This window comes from Actinomyces sp. Z16, assembly GCF_003111765.1.
Taxonomy (GTDB): domain Bacteria; phylum Actinomycetota; class Actinomycetes; order Actinomycetales; family Actinomycetaceae; genus Actinomyces; species Actinomyces glycerinitolerans.
The window spans coordinates 783,845-805,417 of record NZ_CP027862.1 but is presented as its reverse complement, the minus strand read 5'-3'; the positions used below and the strand labels follow the sequence as shown (position 1 = coordinate 805,417).

General features: G+C 63.9%; 18 protein-coding genes and 1 pseudogene. 5 read left to right on the top strand and 14 right to left on the bottom strand.

Features of this window, described 5'->3' with window-relative positions:
• Nucleotides 1–11: 11 nt before the first annotated feature.
• The 3 genes from C3B71_RS03190 to C3B71_RS03180 are packed head-to-tail and all read right to left on the bottom strand — an operon-like array spanning nucleotide 12 to nucleotide 3,572.
• Nucleotides 12–995: an ABC transporter permease gene (locus C3B71_RS03190; RefSeq protein ID WP_073327645.1), complete on the bottom strand. Its 984-nt coding sequence runs from the start codon at nucleotides 993–995 to the stop codon at nucleotides 12–14.
• Nucleotides 992–1,999 carry an ABC transporter permease gene (locus C3B71_RS03185; RefSeq protein WP_159097632.1) on the bottom strand — a complete coding sequence of 336 codons (1,008 nt, stop codon included), beginning with the start codon at nucleotides 1,997–1,999 and terminating at the stop codon, nucleotides 992–994. The genes C3B71_RS03190 and C3B71_RS03185 overlap by 4 nt, the downstream gene beginning before the upstream one ends.
• Nucleotides 2,000–2,003: 4 nt before the next feature.
• On the bottom strand, nucleotides 2,004–3,572 hold the full coding sequence (locus tag C3B71_RS03180) for a sugar ABC transporter ATP-binding protein (RefSeq protein WP_108966109.1): 1,569 nt from the start codon (nucleotides 3,570–3,572) through the stop codon (nucleotides 2,004–2,006).
• A gap of 306 nt (nucleotides 3,573–3,878) precedes the next feature.
• Between C3B71_RS03180 and C3B71_RS03175 the strand changes: the two genes are divergently transcribed.
• The 3 genes from C3B71_RS03175 to C3B71_RS03165 are packed head-to-tail and all read left to right on the top strand — an operon-like array spanning nucleotide 3,879 to nucleotide 7,236.
• Complete coding sequence (locus tag C3B71_RS03175; RefSeq protein WP_073327650.1) at nucleotides 3,879–4,850, top strand: sugar-binding transcriptional regulator; 972 nt, start codon at nucleotides 3,879–3,881, stop codon at nucleotides 4,848–4,850.
• A 20-nt stretch (nucleotides 4,851–4,870) separates the two neighbouring features.
• Nucleotides 4,871–5,686, top strand: a complete 816-nt coding sequence (locus tag C3B71_RS03170; RefSeq protein ID WP_108966106.1) for a class I fructose-bisphosphate aldolase — start codon at nucleotides 4,871–4,873, stop codon at nucleotides 5,684–5,686.
• A 5-nt stretch (nucleotides 5,687–5,691) separates the two neighbouring features.
• Nucleotides 5,692–7,236 (top strand): FGGY-family carbohydrate kinase, encoded by a 1,545-nt coding sequence (locus C3B71_RS03165; RefSeq protein ID WP_108966104.1) that lies wholly within the window; start codon nucleotides 5,692–5,694, stop codon nucleotides 7,234–7,236.
• A 303-nt stretch (nucleotides 7,237–7,539) separates the two neighbouring features.
• On the opposite strand, the gene C3B71_RS03160 is transcribed toward C3B71_RS03165, so the two are convergent.
• The 9 genes and pseudogenes from C3B71_RS03160 to C3B71_RS03125 all read right to left on the bottom strand — a co-directional run bounded on the left by C3B71_RS03160 (nucleotide 7,540) and on the right by C3B71_RS03125 (nucleotide 16,032).
• Nucleotides 7,540–8,247 (bottom strand): YesL family protein, encoded by a 708-nt coding sequence (locus tag C3B71_RS03160; protein ID WP_159097631.1) that lies wholly within the window; start codon nucleotides 8,245–8,247, stop codon nucleotides 7,540–7,542.
• 29 nt (nucleotides 8,248–8,276) lie between these two features.
• Nucleotides 8,277–9,227, bottom strand: a complete 951-nt coding sequence (locus C3B71_RS03155; protein WP_108966099.1) for a carbohydrate ABC transporter permease — start codon at nucleotides 9,225–9,227, stop codon at nucleotides 8,277–8,279.
• Nucleotides 9,228–9,240: 13 nt separating this feature from the next.
• Nucleotides 9,241–10,179 carry an ABC transporter permease gene (locus tag C3B71_RS03150; RefSeq protein WP_234416072.1) on the bottom strand — a complete coding sequence of 313 codons (939 nt, stop codon included), beginning with the start codon at nucleotides 10,177–10,179 and terminating at the stop codon, nucleotides 9,241–9,243.
• An 11-nt stretch (nucleotides 10,180–10,190) separates the two neighbouring features.
• A complete protein-coding gene (locus C3B71_RS03145) occupies nucleotides 10,191–11,819 on the bottom strand; it encodes an extracellular solute-binding protein (RefSeq protein WP_199912563.1) in 1,629 nt (542 codons plus the stop codon).
• A 65-nt stretch (nucleotides 11,820–11,884) separates the two neighbouring features.
• On the bottom strand, nucleotides 11,885–13,843 hold the full coding sequence (locus C3B71_RS03140) for a glycoside hydrolase family 127 protein (protein WP_108966097.1): 1,959 nt from the start codon (nucleotides 13,841–13,843) through the stop codon (nucleotides 11,885–11,887).
• A gap of 142 nt (nucleotides 13,844–13,985) precedes the next feature.
• On the bottom strand, nucleotides 13,986–14,834 hold the full coding sequence (locus C3B71_RS03135; RefSeq protein ID WP_234416071.1) for a LacI family DNA-binding transcriptional regulator: 849 nt from the start codon (nucleotides 14,832–14,834) through the stop codon (nucleotides 13,986–13,988).
• A 3-nt stretch (nucleotides 14,835–14,837) separates the two neighbouring features.
• Nucleotides 14,838–14,993: pseudogene (locus C3B71_RS16880) on the bottom strand (LacI family DNA-binding transcriptional regulator); the annotation flags it as partial.
• Nucleotides 14,993–15,556, bottom strand: coding sequence for a substrate-binding domain-containing protein (locus C3B71_RS15805; protein WP_159097630.1), 564 nt, complete (start codon nucleotides 15,554–15,556; stop codon nucleotides 14,993–14,995). The gene C3B71_RS15805 and the pseudogene C3B71_RS16880, both read right to left, overlap by 1 nt.
• A complete protein-coding gene (locus C3B71_RS03125) occupies nucleotides 15,505–16,032 on the bottom strand; it encodes a LacI family DNA-binding transcriptional regulator (RefSeq protein ID WP_108966092.1) in 528 nt (175 codons plus the stop codon). Before C3B71_RS03125 ends, C3B71_RS15805 begins: the two co-directional genes overlap by 52 nt.
• Nucleotides 16,033–16,226: 194 nt before the next feature.
• Between C3B71_RS03125 and C3B71_RS03120 the strand changes: the two genes are divergently transcribed.
• The gene (locus C3B71_RS03120) at nucleotides 16,227–17,528 is read left to right on the top strand and encodes a glycoside hydrolase family 27 protein (RefSeq protein ID WP_108966090.1); all 1,302 of its coding nucleotides are present in this window, start codon (nucleotides 16,227–16,229) and stop codon (nucleotides 17,526–17,528) included.
• A gap of 33 nt (nucleotides 17,529–17,561) precedes the next feature.
• The gene (locus C3B71_RS03115) at nucleotides 17,562–19,607 is read left to right on the top strand and encodes a glycoside hydrolase family 31 protein (protein ID WP_108966088.1); all 2,046 of its coding nucleotides are present in this window, start codon (nucleotides 17,562–17,564) and stop codon (nucleotides 19,605–19,607) included.
• Between the two features lie 271 nt (nucleotides 19,608–19,878).
• On the opposite strand, the gene C3B71_RS03110 is transcribed toward C3B71_RS03115, so the two are convergent.
• Both C3B71_RS03110 and C3B71_RS03105 read right to left on the bottom strand, forming a co-directional pair.
• The gene (locus C3B71_RS03110) at nucleotides 19,879–20,712 is read right to left on the bottom strand and encodes a carbohydrate ABC transporter permease (protein WP_108966086.1); all 834 of its coding nucleotides are present in this window, start codon (nucleotides 20,710–20,712) and stop codon (nucleotides 19,879–19,881) included.
• A complete protein-coding gene (locus tag C3B71_RS03105; protein ID WP_073327668.1) occupies nucleotides 20,709–21,572 on the bottom strand; it encodes a carbohydrate ABC transporter permease in 864 nt (287 codons plus the stop codon). Before C3B71_RS03105 ends, C3B71_RS03110 begins: the two co-directional genes overlap by 4 nt.
• Nucleotide 21,573: the final 1 nt, after the last annotated feature.

Sequence of the window (21,573 nt, the reverse complement as noted above, 5' to 3'; positions counted from 1 at the left end):
CCTTTACAGTTTCACTGGGCGTGTTCCACACTCCTCCCTGGTGAGCGCCGATGGAGGTGATCAATCAGCTGTCCGGCGTTGGGCACAATAACCGCTATAAGCAACACCGCGCCCGAGATCAAGGTCTGGGTCGTGCCCGGAACGTTGGCCAAACTCATGGCTGTCTGGAGCACGAGTAGCAAGCAACAGGACAGCACAACACCACTCGTCTTGCCTGAACCGCCAAAGATTGACACGCCGCCGAGCACCACGCCCGTGAGCACAAGCATGATCGTGCCATCCCCGTTGTCGCCGCGGGCCGACATGTACTCTCCAACCCAGACCAACCCGGCAAGCCATGCCATGAGTGAAGCGAACACGTACGCACCAATCTTCGTCCGCGCAACCGAGATGCCGGCTGAACGAACCGCGGGCGCGCCACTGCCGATCGCATAGGCGTAGCTGCCGAAGTTCGATCGGGACATAAGAAGCCAAACCAGCACCGCCATGACGATGAAGACGACAACTGGGACCGGGAACCACCACACCCAGCCCCTGCCGAAGGCCAGGTATGACTCAGAAATCCCTGTAACACCGGCGTCACCGCCAATGAGATAGGCAATACCGCGATACACGCCCATTGCCCCCAATGTCACGGCCATCGAGGGAAGGCCAGCAACCGCGACCAGGACACCGTTAACCGCGCCAAGGAAGGTGCACAGCAGGGCAGAGGCTACGAGAGCTGCCGGCATCTCTACGCCGCCCTCGGACAACTTCGCAAATAACACCGCAGAAACGGCGAGAGTCGAAGGCAACGAGATATCGATTTCGCCCGTGACGACGACGGGGAAAAGACCGAGTGTCATCAGGGCCACCGGCACGAAGGTCATCGCAGACCGGGAAAAGTTTCCAAAGTCAAGGAAGTAGGGAGACAGCATCGACCCGATGACGACACCGAGCAGGATGAGTATCACAAGCACTGTTTCCCAACGGTAGCGGATCAAGATGGCCTTCATGCCGTAGCCTCCAGAATTGCGCGACGCTGACCAACGCGGAGAACCTTTCGCCTAACAACAGCGTCAATACCGATAGCGCCAACGATCGCGACGCCCTGAAATATGAGCCTGACGTATTCCTCAACCCCAAGAAGTACGAGGCCGTTGTCAAGACAGGCGTAGACGAGGGCACCTAGCATCGCACCGACCGCCGAGCCCGTACCACCCCACAGACTGACTCCACCGATGACTGCCGCAGCGATCACGGTCATCTCATAACCATTGCCTAGTAGGGAATTGATCGTACCGACCCTCGCCCCCATGAGCATGCCCACAAGGCCGCATATAGCACCGGACGCGACGTAGGCCCCCAAGAGGATATGTCTGGAATTGAGACCGAAAGACACTGCTGCATTCTGGTTGGCGCCAAACGCATAAAGTTTGCGCCCCCAAGGCCTAGAGGACAATAGGAACGTCATTATAAGCACCATCAACAGCGTTAACCACACGTAGAACGGCACGCCAAGAAAAGACCGCGGCGCCAGCGCGTTAAGCCAGGCGGGAATTTGGTCGTTGGTTACCTCACGTGATCCGGAGTAGAGCGAGCACAGTCCCCTGTATACCGACAAGGTGCCGAGCGTAGCCACCATGGACGGAACCTTTAGATACCCCACAAGGAGCCCGTTAAGTGCGCCAAGTATCGCTCCGAAGCAGATTCCGACAAGAATAACGAGTGGTTGCGACCAGGCAGCGTGCGAGGTAACGTCGTAGCAGACGTAGGCAGTCAGGCCTATGATCGATCCGACCGACAAGTCGTAGTTCCCGGTGAGGAGCACGACCGCTTCTGCCACGGCAGCGATCGCCAGTAGCGATGCGGAGTACAGGATACTCGTCAAGTTACTCGCCGAGAGAAACCGAGGTGCCGCGAGGGAGAAGACGACGATCACGGCCAACAAGGACACAGCCGTCCCAAGGGCCTGGGGACGCACGTTGATACGTCGGGCTACTTTCATGAATGCGTTCATCGCCTTATTCCTCCTGGCCTGAAGCACTGTCGGTAGATTGGGAATGCGCGGAACGCACGGCAGCTGCCATGATCTGCTCCTGGGTGGCCGTGGAGGCATCGAGCTCAGCGGTGACGTGACCACGGCACATGACGACGATCCGGTCGCTGAGCGCAAGTAGTTCCGGCATGTCTGAGGAAATCACAATGACAGCACGCCGTTCTTCACGGGCCAGACGACGGATCATTGCGTGGACCTCGGCCTTGGTCCCGACGTCTATGCCGTGGGTGGGCTCGTCGAGAATCAACAGTCCGGGCTCGATAGAAAGCCAGCGGCCAAGTGCAACCTTCTGCTTGTTCCCGCCCGACAGAGAAGCGACGATGTCGTCTGGGCGAGCCTTGATCTCCAGTTCTTTGATCTGCTTCGCGACGAAGGACCGCTCTGCCCGCTTGTTGCGCAGACCATGAGTAGAGATCGTGCGAAGACTGGGCAGGACAAGGTTGTCGGATACCGACATGTCGGTCACGACACCCTCGTAGTCCCGGTCTTCCGGAAGATAAACCACGCCCGACCGCACCATACGTCTCGTCGAGATACGGGGCACTCTTACGCCATTTAGGAGCACTTCGCCGCGAAACCCCGGCACCAAGCCGAAAACTGCCTGCCCTACCTCGGACCGTCCAGCTCCGACTAGCCCGGCTACGCCAAGAATCTCTCCGGAATGCACCGTGAAGCCCACATCCTCGAATAGGTTCGTGGCAGATAGATTCCTTACTTCGAGCACCGGGGCGCCGAGCGTTGTCTCTTCATGGTGTGGCTCTAGGTCCAGTTCGCGGCCGACCATGAGTGCGATGATCTCGTCGGTTGTGATGTCATCAACATAGCAAGTGCGCACGTGAGATCCGTCCCTCATGATGGTGACGCGGTCAGCAAGCGTATGCACCTCCTCCAGACGGTGAGAGATCCAGACGATGGTAGTTCCCCGCGTCTCCCGAAGACGACGAACGACGCCATACAGGTCACTCGCCTCCTTCGGCGTAAGCGAGGAGGTCGGTTCATCCAGGATGAGTAATCGCAAATCTGAAGACAGTGCCCGCGCGATTTCGACGTACTCGCACTGCGCAACGGACAGATCGGAGACGACGGCGTCCGCACGTATATCAAAGCCGAGGTCATCAAGCAGTTCCTGCGCCGCTTTCTTCATCGCAACCTTATCGACCCTGCCTGCGCGCATCGGATAGCGAGGAGCAAAGATGTTTTCGGCAACAGTCAGCGAAGGGAACAGCGCCGGATCTTGATAGACAGCAGCCACACCCGCTGCGCGTGCGTCAAGAGTCGAGGCGAAAGAGACCGGCTCACCGTCCAGGACGATCTCGCCCCTATCCTGCTTCTGGAATCCGGTGAGGATCTTGATAAGTGTGGACTTTCCAGCACCGTTCTCACCAACTAGTGCGTGGATCTCCCCCGGCAGGAGTTCGAACGAGATATCACGGAGAGCACGAGTATCTCCAAATGACTTGCGAATACCGCGTATCTTGAGCCGGGGCTCCACATCGGGCCTTTTCCCGCCTGCGCGCCTCACTGCGTCAGCCATCAGCTTCCCCCTTGGAGCCGGATCTGAGATGTCTTGAGACTACCGTTCGAGTGGAACGATGTGTCACAAATGCCCACTACCTGAGCAATTGCTCACACGCAGATTCCCGAAGATACAGGCATCGACCCAGGATTTGAGCAAATGCTCATGACGTGCGCGAATGTTTGCCGACAATGACGATCCGTCGTATGGTTCATGACGACAGGACGACGCCCTCGTTCTGGCACGTACGCAGGCGTACGGGCAGGCCACGCAACCACGTGGTCCTCGCATCGCCGTGACCACACGGACTAAGGCAGTGGCACGTTGATTACGCAAACCACGACCGCATCTCACGACACCGACGGCAACGACGAGCGTCTTGTACAGGCCGCCTGGCTCTATTACGTCGATGGGTTGACACAGGAGGAGATCGCGCACCGGCTGTTCGTTTCTCGTCCGACCGTGGGCCGCATGCTGCAACGTGCACGCTCTAACGGAATCGTGCGCATAGAAGTAGACACTACGAAGCTCGGCGACCTGCAACTGGCAAACGACCTGAAACAAGAGTATGAGCTCGACGACGTTGTAGTCATCCCGGCGGGTGCGGAGAGCCTGAGTCAGGAGGCACAGAACGATCGCGTAGCCGCAGCAGCCTCGATCTACGTCTCCCGCCACCTTCACCCCGGCAGTGTGATCGGGCTCGCATGGGGGGAGACGGTACAACAGACTCTCGCCCACCTTCCATCTCGTAGCCTCGAAGGAGTTACCTTCGCCGCGCTTGGTGGCGGTATGGACTACATCAACGCCCGTCTGTCCACATATCCCTCGGTCGCGGAGCGCCTAAGACCTATCCCCGCTCCGCTCGTCGTCTCCTCTACCCGCATTGCCCAAGCTCTGAACAGGGAGGAGTCCGTGAAAGCAACTTTGGACTTGGCGCGGACAGCAGAGATGACACTAACCAGTGTCGGCCCAGCCTCGCTCAGCTCGAACATCGCCAGAGCAGGCGTCTTCACCCCCGAGGAGATCACGCAGGTCATCTCCTCGGGCGCCGTCGGCGACATGCTCGGCCAATGGTTCAACGGCAGCGGCACCCCGATCACCTCGCAGAGAGGCCCCTGTCACGTCGGTATGTCACTTGAGGAGCTGCGCAAGCAACAGAACGTCGTCGGCCTCGTGGCCGGACGCAACAAGGCGGAGGCTGCACGGGTCGCGCTTCTTGCAGGATATTGGAATTCTCTCGTCACCGACGAGAGGGTCGCCCGCGCTCTCCTTTCCCCAGCCCTTGCTCGCACCTGAACCAGCCATTTGGCCTGTCCATGTCCCTGATCATCATCTCGAAGGAGAACACCATCATGACAACGAATTGTCTCAGAACCCGTCGCCTTTTCGACCAGAGCTCCGGCAGATCCTTTATGGTTGCGCTGGACCGAACGCTCGGCGTCGGCGTAGAGCCATTCACTGAGTCCCCTGGCACTCTCATACAATCGGTCATCGAGGGCGGAGCAGACGCAATGCTGCTGAGCCCCGGCCTCATAAAACAGTTTGGCATGCTTGCCGCCTTCCACGGAGGCCCCGCCCTAGTAGCGAGAATCGACTATCCCTTCATGTATGAGTCCACGCAAGGCAAGGGCGAGGAATTCAGACTCATTGCTTCAGTAGAAGAAGTTGTTGCACTCGGGGCTGACGCCGTTGTCATGTTCCTGACCACCCTGGTCGAGGAACGCCGCGTCTTCGCAGACAACGCAGCCGCCGTGGGACGCGTCGCGCGGGAATGTCGTCGGCTCGGTATCCCGCTGATCGTGGAGGCTGTGCCGTGGGGAAAGGCCTCCACCGACCATCACGACCCTGCCACGGTAATCCAAAGCGCTCGCATTGCCGCTGAACTCGGCGCAGACATCGTCAAAACAGAGAACCTCGACGACGCGGAGCAAATGCACAGGCTAGTCACTTCATGTCCGGTACCCGTACTCATGCTAGGAGGCCCCAGCCTCCCACTCGACCAACTATTGGAGCGCACGAGTCGCGGCCTCGCAAGCGGCGCGAAGGGCGTTGTCTTCGGGCGCAATGCCTGGCAGCGAACCGACGCAGCCGAAGCCATGAGTGCGCTCCGCGCGCTGGTCCACGAGGGGTAACCCTGATGGCGCGTTCCTCTCGCAACGTACTAATTGGCCTCGACGCAGGCGGAAGCTATGTAAAGGCGACCGCATTCGACCTGGCCAACGGCCACTCGGCGACCTTCAAGCGCTCCGTCGGCACGAGCCACCCACGACCGGGCCACAACGAGCGCGACGCTGAACTCCTGTGGATGCGAGCTGCTGAGGTGATCCGCTCCGCAGTTGAGGCTGTTCCGCATGGCCGTGACCGGGTTGCCGCGGTAGGCGTCACCGCTCACGGCAACGGCCTATACCTGGTGGATGAATACGGCGTACCTACACGGGCCTCGATCCAGGCCTCCGACACGCGTGCTGCCGACCTCGTACACCGATGGGCAGTCAACGGGGTACCTGAGCAATTGCGGGAACAGGTATGGAACGACCTGTGGCCGGGTCAGCCGGGCCCTCTGCTCGCATGGTTGGCTCGTCACGAGCCCGATACCTTACGGCGGTCAAGTACCGCGCTCATGTGCGGCGATTACCTGCGCGCAAGGCTGACGGGCACGCTCCAAGGAGAGCTGACCACATGGAGTTGTAATGGTCTTCTGGACTCAAGCAACCTCAGTATCTCCGATGCCGCACTCTGCTCCTATGAAATCGAGGACCTTAAGCGACTGCTGCCGCCCCTTGTAACCCACGACATGCTGGTCGGGCCGATTACGTGTGAGGCCGCCAAGCTCACGGGGCTGCCTGAAGGCACCCCGGTCTCCGCGGGCGTAGTCGACAACGTAGCGCTCCAACTCGGCGCCGGCGTCACGGACGGGACTCACATCCTAGTGGGTGCAGGAACCTGGTCGATCAACCAACTTCTCGTCCCCCAGGACCAAATGACGATATCCGGGGCGCTGGGAGCAGTCTCGCCGTATGCGGCCTGCCTGGCGGTCCCGACCGGCATGGCACTGCTCATAGAAGCGTCAGCGACGTCGGCCTCAACGCTTACCTGGGCACTGGATCATGTCCAGCGCGGGCCCTCAATTGAGGCTGATCGCCTGGGGATCAATGTCTACGACCACGTCCTCGAAGCCGTGCGCGACCTGACCCCAGATCCAAACGGCCCTATGTTCATCCCATACCTGGACGGATCCAGGCAGTCCGCCGGTGCCCGAGGCGCCTGGCTCGGCTTATCGTCAAGCGATACCGACTACACCATGCTCAAGGCGGTTGTTGAGGGGATCTGCTTGGAGCACCGGCGTCACGTCGGAGCCCTTGCCGCCGCCAGTAGCCCGACAACTCCGCTGCGGCTGGCGGGCGGAGCCGCCCGGTCCCGCATCTGGTCCCAGTTATTCGCGGATGTCTCCGGACGAGTCGTCGAGGTCTCGCCCGTCGAAGAGATCGGCGCGGTGGGGGCAGCCATCATCGCCGGCGTAGCGACTGACGAGTTCGCATCACTTGACGCCGGCATTGAGCATCTCAACCCCCATCACGAGACCTTCGCCCCCGACCCGGAACGTGCCGCGTTCTACTCCAAGCGATTCGCGCGGTACTCGCGGTGGGTTAACCGCATCGAGGAGGATCCCTGGGCTGGTTGAATGTCTTTACCAACTCTTCAGGTTTGAGGGTTTGGTCGCGGGACGAGATCGTTCGGGCGGCCTGTGGCGGTCGTTCGTAGTCGGGCGCTAGAGGACGTGCCCGGGCTGAAGCGGTCATGCTCGATCGGACCCCGTTGATCGAATACGACCTCTTCGTTCCAATTCCTCGACACCCGCGAGGGCTTGGAACGCACGAGTACGTTTCTGCCACACGGGTCCGCTCTGTCGCCCACGACACCCCACGTGTACCCGGCATCTAGCCGACGCCGTTCCAACCAGTACACGCGCAGCCCCCGAGAGCGGTCACGGCTCCGCCAGCGCCCGGATGGCTGCCTCGGCGTCGACGTCGTCGGGATCGTCATAAGGCACCGCCGACTCGGGCAGGGGGAGGACTCCGGAATGCCAGTACAACCAGGAGACGCACCAGGCGGGCAGGGCCACGCCGAAGACTGGGATCAGCCCAGGACACGCGCGCCACAACCACAGCCATCCCGCCACGACGGCCAGCACCGTCAGCGAGTGCGCCGGACGCGACAGCGCCAGCACCACCACCAGCTTGGTCATCCGTGGCAGGGGCTCATCGAAGTGAACCGCCACCGGCCAAACGATGAACGTCACCGCCGCCCAGAGCACGCTGAGCACCACCACGATCCCAGAGAGCCAAGGCGTGACCCCGCCGATGCCGCCCCGCAGTACCAGCCGGTCGAGACCGAACACGACCCAACCCACGAGCACCACGCCGCCGATCGCCTGCGCACGCCAGAACTCTTGACGCCACACCCGCCAGAACTCCTGCCACAGGCCGGGCCGTTCGGCGACGACCAAATTGCGCGTATCCAAGGCCTGATTGAGCAGGTCCCGTCGAATGACGGCGTTGAGAGCCATAGTCGCCGGTGCCGCACCGAGAATGACCCCGCCGGCGACCACGCCCAGCAGCCAGACCAGGTGCAGGACGAACAGGCGTCCTACTAGCTCGCCGATGCGTACGTGCCACCCCACGAGGGCGGGCATAAGGCGCCCCCGTGGGGCGGGCCGGCCACTCATCCCTTCACCGCTCCGATCAGCACACCCTTCTCGAAGTACTTCTGCAGGAAGGGATATACGACGATGACGGGCAGGGTAGACACCACGATCACCCCATACTTGATCTGGTCGGCGTATCGCTGCGCGTAAGCGCCTCCCGACCCGCCGCCACCGCCGGCCCCGCCGGAGAAGGCCTGGTTGGACAGCAGGATGTCTCGCAGGACGATCTGCAGCGGCTGCTTGGCGTAGTCACGGACGAAGATGAGCCCGGTGAAGAAGTCATTCCAGTGCTGCACCAGGTAGTACAGCCCGATCACCGAGATGATTGCCTTCGACAGCGGCAGCGCGATAGTGCCGAAGAACCTGAAGTAGTCCGCGCCGTCAAGCGTCGCCGCCTCGTAGAGCTCCTCGGGTAGGGAGTTTTCGAAGAAGGAACGGGCGATGATCAGGTTGTAGACGTTGACCGCCGAAGGCAGGATGAACACCAGCCAGTTGTCCAGCAGCCCAAGGTCCTTGTAGAGCAGATACGTTGGAATGAGCCCGCCGCTGAAGAACATGGTGAAGGCGAAGAACAGCATGAGCGGGCGCCGCGGTCGGAACTCCCTGCGCGACAGCGCGAAGGCCGCGGGCAGTGTGACCGCCAGGTTCAAGGCCGTACCCACCGCCGTGTACACGATCGTGTTACGGTACCCGGTCCAGATACGCGCATCGCCGAGTATCTGTTCGTACCCGAACAGGCTCAGGCGTTTGGGAAGCAAGACGACTTGTCCGGTGGCCACGGCACCCGAGTCACTGATGGACGCGATCAGGACGAAGTAGATCGGATACAGGGTCGCGAACACTACAAGCGCGCATGCCAGCAGCACGCCGAGGTCGAACAGCCTCTCCCCCGACGACCAGCGCCGACGCCGAGAGTGAGGTCGCCGTGCCCTGCGGGATCGACCCGATGAGAGCGATGTGGTGGTCATGTCTCCTCCTTCGTCACCACAGGCTCGTATCCGACACCCGCTTCGCGATGCGGTTGGCAAGCACGAGGAAGGTGAAGTTGATGAGCGTGTTGAACAGGCCGATGGCAGTCGAGTAGCTGAATTGGCTGCTGAGAATGCCGATCTTGTAGGTGTAGGTCGAGATGACCTCGGAGATCGGCAGGTTCAGGGTGTTCTGCATCAGGAACACCTTTTCGAAGCCGGTGTTGAGTACGTTGCCCATGTTGAGAATGAGCAGGATGATCATCGTGGGCACGAGGGCCGGTATATCCACGTGGCGTATGAGTTGCCACCGGTTGGCGCCGTCGATTCGGGCGGCCTCGTAAAGCTGGGTGTTGACCCCCGCGAGCGCTGCCAGATAGATAATCGAGTTCCATCCGGCGTGCTGCCAGATGTCAGACAGGACATAGACCGGGACGAAGCTGCCCGTGTCTCCCAGGAAGTTGGTGCCGGAAATACCAATGGACGCCAGTAGCCGTGTAAGCAGGCCGTCGCTGGGAGACAGGAACACCTGCAGCATGCCCACGATCACCACCACGGAGATGAAGTGAGGCAGATAGGTGATGGTCTGGACCCAGCGCTTGATGCGCGAGCGCATCAACTGGTTGATTAACAGCGCGAGGATGATCGGTGCGATGAATCCCAGCACAAGCGTGGTTATCGAGATCAGCACGGTGTTGCGCATCAGGGTGGCGAACATCGGGGAATCGAAGAACTGCTGGAAATACTTCAACCCCACGAACCTGCCGCCGGTCAGGCCGGCAGTGAAGTCGAATTCCCGAAAGGCCAGCTGAATGCCGTACATGGGAACGTAGGCGAAGACCAGAACGAAGGCGGTGGCCGGCAGCACCATGGCCCACAGCTGCCAATAGCGCTTGAGGTGTCTGGCCAGGCCATGCCCGGAACGTCCCGCCGGGGCGCCGGCGCGTTTCACTACTGCGGTACTCATTGCTTCGAAGCCATGTAGTCGTCGTAGTACTGCTGCATCTTGGTGATGTTGTCCTCGATGCCCGACGCCTTGACGGTGGCGAGGTAGTCGTCCCACTGCTCCTCGACCCCGCCGTTGGTGATCCAATCGGCGAACTTGGTCTGGGTGGTGTTGAGCATGGTGGTGTTGACCAGCGCCATGGCGCTGATGTCCTCGGCGGTCATCTTGATGAACTGGGTGGGGTACACGTCCTTCTCCAGATCCATGTTGTCGATGGCGGGCTGCAGGGGGACGGTCTCGTCGATGGCCTCCTGCAGGTCCGTGGGCAGTTCCACGGTGATGTCGTCACGGATCCACATGGGACCGTTGTCCGCCAGCGTGGAGGTCCATTTCCAGGTCGAGGGGTCGGTGCCGTCCTCGGCCGGCAGGACCTTATAGGTGCTCTCATCGACTTTCTCAATGTTTGGACCAATGTCTCCGAAGAGCACTTGCAGGCTCATCTCCTGGTCGTAGAAGGCGTTGAGGACCTTCAGGGCGGCCTCCTTGTTCGGGGTGGAGGCTGAGACCACGATTTGGTTGGCGGGGAAGTTCTCGCCGAATCCGTCGTAGCTCCAGGCCACGGGAGCGGTCTGTCCTGCCTTCTGTGCGAGTACGGGCATGGCCTCGTACTGCTCGTAGATCTCGGGACCGAAGCGGTCGGAGCGGGTCCAGCCCCAGGTGAACCCGACCGTGGCGACACCGTCCCCCGGCCCGCGAGCGGCGGACTGGTAGGCCGAGTAGTCCTGGGTCAGCACCTCTTCGGAGATCAGCCCCGCCGCATAGCACTTGGACAGGAAGACCATGACGTCGCGGTAGCGCTCGTCGATGAGGAAATTGGAGACCTTGCCGTCCTGGAGGAAGTAGCCCTGGCCGCCGCCCGAGGACAGTGGCAGGCCGGTGGACCCGAGCAATAGTACGGATTGGAAGTAGCCGAAGCCCGTGGTGCCCACCGGGCTCCAGTCCATGGGGATCACCTTCGCCCCGGTCCCGGTCGGATCGCCCTCCTTGAAGGCGACAAGTACGTCGTACAGCTCGTCCCAGGTTGTGGGCATTTCCAGACCCAGCGCATCCAGCCACTGGCGGTTGATGTACTGGTGCTGAACGGTAGGCGGCCAGAAGCGCTTGTACCCGGGGACGGCGTAGATCGCACCGCTGCTCTGGGTGGCCAGGGCCGTGAGTTCCGGCTTCGCCGCCAGCATTTCCTTGACGTTGGGAATGGCGTCGAGATCGTCGGAGAGATCCTCGAAGAGCGTGCCGTAGGTGGCCAGGTCGGAGTCCGAGATGGCTCCAGTGCCTACGATCAGATCGGGCACATCGCCTGCGGCGAGCATCGTGGATTTCTTCTGATCCCAGTCGGCGGAGACCTCTTCCCAGGCGATGGGAATACCCGCGACGTCCTCGAGCTGCTTCGTCCACGCCATCTGGGCCATGGGCTTGGTGAGGGGGTGCTTAAGCACGAGGATGCGAAGCTGGTTGGAGCCACCCGATCCGGATCCGCTGCTGCAGGCGGCGAGCGTGCCGCCTGCAGCGGTGACGGCGGTGGCCGCTGCCAGGCTCCGCAGCATGGTGCGTCGGCTGAACGCGGGCACACGTGTACAGGTGTTCATGGTTCTCTCCTTTGAGTGAGGGTTGTGGGATGGACAAATGCGGAAGGGCGTGGATCTCAGCAGGGTCAGATGGTCGGAATCCATACGCGCATGGCACCGGGGCCGCGGTTGCCCCAGGTGGAGAAGGGCACAAGTTCCGCCTCCACGTTTCGTGAGGGCTCGGCCGGCTCGACCCATGAAGCCGGGCGGTAAAGCCGATCATCAGGATCACGCACCCCCAGACTCACCCGCAGTACGGGGGCCGGACCAGTCGTCGTCGGTGGTAGCTCAGCGACATCCGGCGGCCCGGGCAGGAAAACGTCATCGGCGGCGATTTCCTCCGGCAGGTCCACCTGCTCCAGGCAGTACAGGATCGGCCCCCGCTCGAGGGCGACGGCACCGCGTACGGCGTCCACACGGTGGTTGGCGGCAATCCAGCGGGGACGGAGCGGGAGCTGCAGGACGGCGCCGTCGACGTCGTCGGCCGGGATCTGGATGTAGCCGTGGGTTTGCTCGGCCTCGGACACCGGGCGTTGTTTCCCTCCCACGCGCAGGGTGATGCCGTCCGCCCAGACCGGGATGCGTACCTGCACCGCCGTTCCAGGAGGTAGGGCGCCACCCACGACGTGCAGGGAGATCTCACCGTCGGCGGGGTAACGAGTCCGGACCGTCAGCGTTCCGCCGCCGAGCGATTCGGGCAGCTCGATCTCGCAGGCGAGAAGTTGGTGCAGTTCCAGCGCGGGCCCGTCCGGGGCCTGCCGGACGGTGGCCACGTACGCACCGGCCTGGGCGATGGTGCGGGCGATGTTGGGCGGGCAGCAGGCGCAGGCGTACCAGGGCTGCCGCTGCGCGGGGGCGTTCTCCTCACTGAAGCGGTCGGGGCGCCGCTGCATGGGGTTGGAGTAGAAGAAGCGGGTGCCGCTCTCATCCACCGACGCGGCCAGGGCGTTGTAGAGCTCGCGCTCCATGACATCGGCGTAGCGGCGGTCCTCCCCGGCCAGCAGCATGCGCCAGGTCCAGTGCAGGTCCGCGATGGTGGCGCAGGTCTCGGCGTAGGCCCGGTCGGCCGGCAGCTCGTAGTCGTTTCCGAAGGACTCGTCGCGGTGGCGGGAGCCGAAGGCACCGGACAGGTACATCTTGCGCTCGTGGACGCGTTCCCATTGCGCTCGCATGACGTCGTGTAGCGCCGACTCACCGGTTTCCAGGAACAGGTCGGTGACACCGGCGTTCAGATACAGCTGGCGGACCGCGTGGCCGGTGGGGTCGACGGCCTCACGCACGCGCGCGTGGTCCTGGTAGTAGCGACGTCCGAAGCCCTCATCGGGGAGGATGTCGTGGCCGCGCTGGTTGATCAGGTGCTCGGCCAGGTGCAGCCAGCGGGCCTCGCCCGTGTGGCGGTGAAGCTCGATGAGTGCGGTCTCGATCTCGGGGTGCCCCGGGATGCCGTCCTCACGGCCCGGGCCGAAGCGGCGGTCCACCAGGGCGGCAAAACGGATCGCGACCCGGAGCAGTTCGTCCCGTCCAGCCGCCCGGTCCAGGGCGACAGCCGCCTGGATCAGGTGCCCGAGCACGTACATCTCGTGGTTACGCTCCAGCTCGGCGAAGCGTTTGTCCGGGCGAACGCCCTGAATCCAGGTGTGCAGATAGCCGGTCGGCTCCTGCACGCGGGCGATCAGCGCGATGGCCTCGTCGAGCCAGGCGTCGAAGTCGTGGGTGCCGGAGCGGCCGATCTCCCAGGCGACGGCCTCGATGACCTTGTACAGGTCCGAGTCGGCGAAGACGAAACCGCGGTAGGGGGCGCCGGACTCGCCGATCACGCGCCGGAAGTTGTCCATGACGCCGGAGACCTCCAGCTGCTCGATGCAGTGGGGAATAGTGCGGGAAGCATTGCGCTCCTGCCAGCGCCCCAGAGGGCTCTCGGGGGAGATGCGGACCGCGTCGATGCCGAGCGGGGCACGGCCGACGGGGCGGGCGTGCGGGCCCGGGGCGGCCGGAGCACACAGACAGGCCGAAGAGGCGGTCTGCTGCAAATCGAGTGGCGCCATTGTCAACTCCTCATTGCTGTTGTGACATGTCCATCATGACCGCCTGATTAAACGTTGTCAACCGCGATCAAGTGATTCAGGGCACACCTTGTCGTCGATGTGGGCGTCGCACCAGACAGAGGAGCGGCGGTGCGCAGAAGGTTCAGCGACTGGAGCCGCGCACGATCAAGGTGGTCGGCGCCTCTGCGGGCGCCCCGGGCGCCTCACCCTGTAGCTGCGCCACGAGGCACTCCACCGCGGCACGGGCCATGGTGTCGGTTCCCGGATCGACGGTGGTGAGCGACGGAACGGTGAACTCGCCCTCGACGGTGTTGTCGAAGCCGGTCACCGCGACATCCCGGGGGACCGCGACTCCGGCCGCCTGCAGAGCGCGCAGGGCACCGATGGCCACGGCATCATTGATGCACATCAGCGCGTCGAAGCGGATCCCCGAGCGCAGCAGGCCGATTGTCGACTCCAGGCCGGTGTCCCTGCGGTCCCAGTCCTCGCCCCGCACGGTCAGGGCCGGATCGACATCGATACCCGCCTCCTGCAGCGCGAAGCGGTAGGCCTCCAAACGTGGCCCGCCATCGCCGTCCATCTGGGCCATGTAGGCGATGCGGCTACGGCCGACGGAGACCAGGTGTCGGGCTGCGGCGAGGGCGCCACCGAACTCGTCCATGGCGACTCCCGCAACACCCGCCGTCGGGGTCGAACCGATTTGCACCACCGGCAGGGGAGGCCGCCGACCGGCCAACAGCGCGTCATTCAAGTGGTGGGGGCATATGAGTACGCCGTCCGCGTCCCCCGTGGACACTCCCATGACGGCGTCGCGTTCGCGCGCGGGCACATCCTCGGTCAGTCGGATCGTCGAGCGCAGGCCGCGCTGGGCGAGCTCGTCGATAAGCATCTCCGCAAGACGGGAGAAGTAGGGCTGATAGAGGTTGGGAACCACGATTGCGATCCGCCCGGATACGCCGGTGACCAATCCCCGAGCGGCCTCAGAGGGCACGTACCCGAGGGTACGCGCTGCTTGCCTGACTCGCCTCCGGGTCTGCTCGGACAATCGCGTCGTCCCGCTCTTCCCGCCTCCCGATAGCGCCGTCGACGCCGTGGCCACCGACACGCCGGCCGCCTGAGCCACATCGCGGAGCCTGACCCGCCGCTGCATCAGAACCCCTCCACCCGGGGAGACGACAACTGCCCAATCGACAGCGGGGCCGCGGAGGTGAACCCCAGCGTGGATTCGCGACGTATCAGCGTGGCCCCGACCCGTGTCATCGCCCTGTTGTGCGAACCCGGCTCCCACCTCCGTTGGAGATCGTCCAGCGCAATCCTCGCAATCTCTCCGGTGGGAAAGCCGAGTGTGGTCAGCGACGGCGAGGAGAATCGTCCATCCTCGAGACCGCCGCACCCACACAGCGCGATCTGGTGCGGTACCCGCACTCCTCGACTTCTGAGCCCCGCAAGCACACCCAGGGCGAGCTCGTCATCGGCACACACGACGACGTCATGGCGGTCGAGGTCCTCCACCAGTCGTGCGGCCAGCCGAAATCCCTCCGCGCGACTGGGCACGGCATCCGTCTCCAGTACCGCCGCAGTATCCAGCGCCCGCTGCAGGGCATTGGCGAAGGCACCTGGCCGGTCCAGGCGAGGGCCGACGACCACCGGAGCCGTCAGTCTCAGCGCCCGCAGATGCCGGCTGACGACGTCGGCCGCCTGATCCAAATCCAAGCCGACACCTCCGCCGGTCGTCGGAGTGCCGTTAGCCCCGAAGGCCTCGATCCGACAGACCGGCAGAGGCCCTCCCCCGCAGAGGAAACGTCCTCGCCATGGATTCCTCCCACCACAATCGCCCCGTCGAATGACGTCGACTGCTCGGTCAGCACTTGGACGGCGCGATTGCGATCGCGACCACACGGCTCGATGGCGGTGCGGAGCCCGCGCCGGTCCGCCTCGATCACCAATGCCTGCGCCAGCGCGGCGACCCAGCCGGAACGCAAGTCGGGAACGATGACGGCCACGGTCTCGGTGCGGCCGGTACGTAGCGTTCGCGCCAGCGCGTTGGGCTGCCAACCGAGCTGGTCGATGGCCGTCGTCACCTTGTGTCTGAGCTCGTCGCTCACATTCGGCTCACCGTTGACCACCCGGGAGACGGACTTGAGCGAAACGCCCGCCAGTTCCGCTACCTGGCGCATAGTGACAGCCATCGACTCCCCCCTCCCGTGTCTCGCTCCCGGGGCGGCTCCATCCACCGCCGATCACACGGTATCGGGGTACAGCGGTTGCGGCAGCCCAATGCCACGCATGGCGACGGTCTCCGCACCGAACCCACCGAGCACTCTTGACAACGATTCATCACTGCTTCATGATACGGACTACATTTAGCTTCTAGGAGTCAGTGATGACACCACCAGTTTCCCCACCTGCCACCTTCCCGCCGCGCGGCTGGAACTCGTGGGACTGCTTCGGCGGGTCGGTGACCGAGGCCGAGGTTCTAGACAACGCGCGTTTCATCCACGAGCACCTGCTCGCACATGGCTGGGACACCGTCGTGGTAGACATCCAGTGGTACGAGCCGGCCCCCGGCACCGCGGACTACAACGCCCACTCGGCGGCAGTCATCGACGCCTACGGGCGTCCGCTGCCCGCCGAGAACCGTTTTCCCTCGGCGGCGGGTGGAGCCGGGTTCGGACCGCTGGCGGAGGCGATCCACGCCCTGGGATTGCGCTTCGGCGTGCACCTCATGCGGGGCATCCCGCGCCGAGCCGTCGCCGCGAACACCCCGATCCTCGGCACCGCCTACACCGCCCGGGACGTTGCCACTCCCCCATCCGACCGCTGCCCCTGGAACCCGGACAACGAGGGTGTGCAGCCGGATCACCCCGGTTCCCAGGCCTGGTACGACTCGCTGCTCGCACTCCTGGCCACCTGGGGTGTGGACTTCGTCAAGGTCGACGACGTGCTCTACCCGCCCATCCGCCGCCCCGACATCGCCATGATCCACCGCGCGATCAAGCGCTCCGGCCGCGACATCACGCTCAGCCTGTCTCCGGGGCGCGAGCTGTCGCTTGAGCACGCCGACTTCCTACGCGAGCACGCCCAGATGTGGCGGGTCTCGGACGACCTGTGGGACGACTGGGAAGCAGTCGTGGAACAGTTCCAACGGGCCGCACGCTGGGCCGCAGTACAGAGCGACGACGGGGTCGGGGACCTGGACATGCTGCCTCTGGGGCGAATTGGTCTACGCGCGCATGTCGGCGACCCGCGGCACTCGCGCCTGAACCTCGACGAGCAACGCACCATGCTGACGCTGTGGAGCATTGCACGCTCCCCGCTCATGATGGGCGGACATCTGCCGGAGTCCTCGCCGGAAACCATCGCCCTGCTCGGCAACGACGTCGTGCTCGCCCTGGGTGAGCGGGGCGCCGACTGCCGTGAGATCATCCGCGACGGCGACCTCGTGGTCTGGCGCTCCACGCTGCGTCCGGCGCCCGGCCGGGGGGAAGGGGAATGGGAGGTCCGCGCCGTCTTCAACCTCGGCGATGAGCCCCGCACCCGCCGCCTGCACCTGGCCGATCTCGGGCTGCCCCAGACGACCCGCCACCTCACCGACCTGTGGACCAGCAAGCGCGCCGCCGTCGTCGACGGCTGGTGGGAGATGGACCTGCCCGCCCACGGCTGCGCCGTTGCCGCGGTTGCCTGAATCCGTCACGCTCTCCCACTACCGAGGACCGTCATGCCCCCCATACACGCCGCCACCACGCCGGTCTTCGAGATCGGGCCCGCCTCGATCACCTGGCGCGGCTCCGGCCAGACACTGCGCGTCGAGTCCTGGGGCGAGAGCGCCGTACGTGTGCGATGCGTCCCGGCCGGGGACCTCATCGATACCGACTGGGCGCTCCTGCCGGTGCCGGACGTGCCCACGACCGTTACCGTCGACGGGCCCGATGCCCGCCTGGTCAACGGCCGACTCACTGTGCTCGTGCACGCCGACAGCGCCTATGACGCCCAGGCGGGCTATCAGGTGTTTCGGGCCCGACTGGAGATCCGCGACAGCAACGGCCGTACCCTCCTGCGCGAGCTCGGCGACGGCGGGGCGCTCAAGCTCGTCGCCCGCAACTTCACGGCTTTGCCCGGAGGCTCCCACCATCTCCTCGCCGCCTTCGAGTCGCCCGTCGACGAGCACTTGTATGGCATGGGCCAGTACCAGCAGGAGATCCTCGACCTCAAGGGTTCGACCTTCGAGCTCGCGCACCGCAACTCCCAGGCCAGCGTCCCCTTCGTCTTGTCGAGCGCCGGCTATGGCTTCCTATGGCACAACCCCGCCATCGGTCGTGCGACTTTCGCGCTTAACAGGACCGAGTGGGTGGCGAACGCCACCCACCAACTCGACTATTGGGTGACCGTCGGAGACAGCCCGGCGGAAATCTCCCGCGCCTACGCGGACGCCACCGGGCACGCACCGATGATGCCCGAGTTCGGGCTGGGCTACTGGCAATGCAAGCTGCGCTACTGGAACCAGAGCCAGTTGCTCGAGGTCGCTCGCGAGCACACGCGCCGAGGACTGCCGATCGACGTCATCGTCGCAGACTTCTTCCACTGGCCCGAGCTGGGCGACTACCACTTCGATGAGGAGATGTGGCCCAACCCGCGCGCCATGGTTGAGGAGCTGCGCGAGCTAGGCATCGAGCTAATGGTCTCCGTCTGGCCGCAAGTTTCCCCGCTCAGCGAGAACTACCCTCTGCTCGCCAAGGAGAACCTCCTCGTCCAGGCGGACCACGGCCTGCAGCCCCAGATGGCCTTCGGCGGCCCATCCCTGTTCCTCGACCCCACTAACCCGCGCACCCGCGACACCGTGTGGAAGATCTGCAAGCGCGGCTATCACGACCTGGGCATCAGGCTCTTCTGGCTCGACGAGGCGGAGCCCGAATACGGCACGTATGACTTCGACGCCTACCGCTACCACGCCGGACCGGTATCCGAGGTCGGAAACATCTACCCACAGGCGTTCTCCCGGCTCTTCTACGAGGGGCAGGTCTCGGCCGGGCAGGAGGACATCGTCAATCTCGTGCGCTGCGCGTGGGCGGGCTCCCAACGCTACGGCGCCCTCGTGTGGTCCGGGGACATCCCCTCCAACTGGACAAGCCTGCGCCGCCAGCTTATCGCGGGTCTGCACATGGGCGTCGCCGGCATCCCCTGGTTCACAACCGACATCGGCGGCTTCCACGGCGGCGATGCCCGCGACCCCGCCTTCCACGAGCTGCTCGTACGGTGGTTCCAGCTGTCCACGTTCTTCCCCGTGATGCGCATGCACGGCGACCGCCTGCCCTTCGAGAAGGTCACCGCCGCCGACGGTACGCCCCGTGAACACAGCGGCGCTGCGAACGAGCTGTGGAGCTTCGGGGAGAAGGTCGAAGAAATCCTCACTCGCTTCGTCTGGGTGCGCGAGCACCTACGGCCGTACACGCGCTCACTCATGCGCGAGGCGCATATCGGCGGCCAGCCGGTCATGCGCGGCATGTTCTACGAATTCCCCCACGATGACGCCTGCCGGGACTTGGCTGATCAGTACATGTTCGGCCCGGACGTCCTCGTGGCCCCTGTACTGACGCCCGGGGCGACGAGCCGCGAGGTCTACCTCCCAGCCGGGGCGTCGTGGACCCACGCCCACACCGGACAGATCCACGACGGCGGGCAGTGGGTCAACCTTGACGCCCCGCTCGGCTCCATCCCGGTTCTTCTGCGTGACGGCGCGCTGTCACATCTGATTGGGACCATCTGAGCGCCGTCGGATCCCGGGGCCGCAGCGCACCAGGACGACCGGTTCGCGATAAGGCTGATCATCGACGCGCTCGGGGTAGCCGAAACACTTCCATTGGGGTGAGAGACCAGCAGCACCCGGACGCTACGGGTGCCGGGTAGAGCTGGAGGAGGCCTGTGCCGGGAGACTCCGCGTCCCACATCAACAGCGTCGCGGTCTCCAGGAGGAACGCACGGGTGCGCCCCGCTGTAGCTGGGCGCACCCGTAGTCGTCGTCGGCAGCACCGACTCACTCATCCCTTGACGCTACCTGCAGCCAATCCGGAAACGATCCAGCGCTGGCAGAAGATGAAGAAGATGAACACCGGGATGAGCGCGATGACCGTCATGGTCATGAAGGACGGCCAGTCGGTGGCGAACTGCCCGACCGCGTTGTAGACCTGGAGCACTACCGTGCGCTTGGCGGTGGAAGAGATGAACACGTTCGGGGTCATGAAGTCGTTCCAGGTGCTCATGGTCTGGAAGACGATGACCGTGGCCAGGATCGGGCGGATGAGCGGCAGCACGATACGCCAGTAGATGGTGAAGGGGCCGGCGCCATCGAGTCGGGCGGCCTCGATGATCTCCCAAGGGAGTTTGCGCATGTAGCCGACAATCAGGAAGTAGCAGAAGACCGCCCCGGCCAGATACATGACCACCAGCCCGTTAAGGGTATTCACCAAACCGGCCTGGGCCTCCAGCCGGTACAGAGGAATGAGCGTGGCCTGCGCCGGGATGACGAAGGCGATCATGAGCACAAGTCCGACCACCGCAGTGAACCGACTTCTGCGCATGACAATGCCGTAGGCGGCCAGCGACCCGATGAACACCTGACCGGCAACACCCACCACCGTGACGTAAACGGTGTTGAGGAACGACCGGAGGACCGGCGTGGTCGCGAAGACCTTGGAGTAATTCTCCAGCGTGGGGGTGGAGGGCAGTCCCAGCGGCGAGACGGCCATGTCCTGGCTGGTCTTAATGGTGTTGACCACGATGTAGTAGAGGGGGATTGCCGCGATCAGGGCCAGGAGGATCATGACGACGCTCCGAATCCAGTACCACAGGCGACGGCGAGCGGCGGGGCTCATGACAGGTTCCTCTCGATCCGGTTGGAGACCGCGAGCTGCGCCAGCACTATGAGCGCGACCGCGGCGGTGAAGATGACAGCCAGTGCGGAGCCGACGTCGGCGCGACCCTGCGCAATGCCCTGGACGATGATCGACTGGGTGAGCGTGTTGGTGGCAAACCCGGGGCCACCCTTTGTCAGGGTGAACGGCAGGTCGTAGACCTTCAACCCTCCGGACATCAGCAGGAAGGTGGAGACCACAATGCCGGGGGCCAGCTGTGGCAGCGTGATGTGGCGGAACTGCTGGAGCTGACCGGCGCCGTCGAGCTCGGCCTGCTCGTACAGGTCGGCAGGAATCGCCTGCAGGTAGGCCAGGTAGAGAGTGGCGTGCCAGCCTACTCCGGCCCAGACGGCCACCAGAATGACGCACACGCGTGCCGACGTCGACTGAGCGAGCCATGCCACCGCGTCCGCACCGAACAACGAGTGCAGGATGCTGTTGACCACGCCGGTATCCAGGGGCGAGAGGATGTACTGCCAGACCAGTCCGAGAATGGCCATGGAGGGTACGGACAGGAAGAAGAACAGGGAACGCACCAAGTTGCGCCCGAGGAAGCGCTTGTTGAGCACCACCGCCAGCGGAATCGCGAGCACGGTGATGAGCACCGTGGTGGCCAGGGCGAACATGATGGTGAACACCAGCCCCTGAAGCAGCGAGGGGTCGGAGAACACCGTCGCGTAGTTCTTCAGGCCCACGAATTCCACATCGGTGGAGTAGCCGGAGAAGTTCGTGAGGCTGAAGTAGAAGGTCTGCGCCAATGGGACGGCGAATAAAAGGACGAAGACGGCGATGACGGGCAGAAGAAATGCGGAGCTGGCCAAG

What these genes read in the sequence shown, in the direction of transcription:
- C3B71_RS03170 (WP_108966106.1), top strand. Translation starts at nt 4,871, where the DNA reads ATGTCCCTGATCATCATCTCGAAGGAGAACACCATCATGACAACGAAT.
- C3B71_RS03125 (WP_108966092.1), bottom strand. Translation starts at nt 16,032, where the DNA reads ATGGCTGTCACTATGCGCCAGGTAGCGGAACTGGCGGGCGTTTCGCTC.
- C3B71_RS03165 (WP_108966104.1), top strand. Translation starts at nt 5,692, where the DNA reads ATGGCGCGTTCCTCTCGCAACGTACTAATTGGCCTCGACGCAGGCGGA.
- C3B71_RS03120 (WP_108966090.1), top strand. Translation starts at nt 16,227, where the DNA reads ATGACACCACCAGTTTCCCCACCTGCCACCTTCCCGCCGCGCGGCTGG.
- C3B71_RS03155 (WP_108966099.1), bottom strand. Translation starts at nt 9,227, where the DNA reads ATGACCACCACATCGCTCTCATCGGGTCGATCCCGCAGGGCACGGCGA.
- C3B71_RS03190 (WP_073327645.1), bottom strand. Translation starts at nt 995, where the DNA reads ATGAAGGCCATCTTGATCCGCTACCGTTGGGAAACAGTGCTTGTGATA.
- C3B71_RS03110 (WP_108966086.1), bottom strand. Translation starts at nt 20,712, where the DNA reads ATGAGCCCCGCCGCTCGCCGTCGCCTGTGGTACTGGATTCGGAGCGTC.
- C3B71_RS03115 (WP_108966088.1), top strand. Translation starts at nt 17,562, where the DNA reads ATGCCCCCCATACACGCCGCCACCACGCCGGTCTTCGAGATCGGGCCC.
- C3B71_RS03145 (WP_199912563.1), bottom strand. Translation starts at nt 11,819, where the DNA reads ATGAACACCTGTACACGTGTGCCCGCGTTCAGCCGACGCACCATGCTG.
- C3B71_RS03140 (WP_108966097.1), bottom strand. Translation starts at nt 13,843, where the DNA reads ATGGCGCCACTCGATTTGCAGCAGACCGCCTCTTCGGCCTGTCTGTGT.
- C3B71_RS03185 (WP_159097632.1), bottom strand. Translation starts at nt 1,999, where the DNA reads ATGAACGCATTCATGAAAGTAGCCCGACGTATCAACGTGCGTCCCCAG.
- C3B71_RS03180 (WP_108966109.1), bottom strand. Translation starts at nt 3,572, where the DNA reads ATGGCTGACGCAGTGAGGCGCGCAGGCGGGAAAAGGCCCGATGTGGAG.
- C3B71_RS03160 (WP_159097631.1), bottom strand. Translation starts at nt 8,247, where the DNA reads ATGCCCGCCCTCGTGGGGTGGCACGTACGCATCGGCGAGCTAGTAGGA.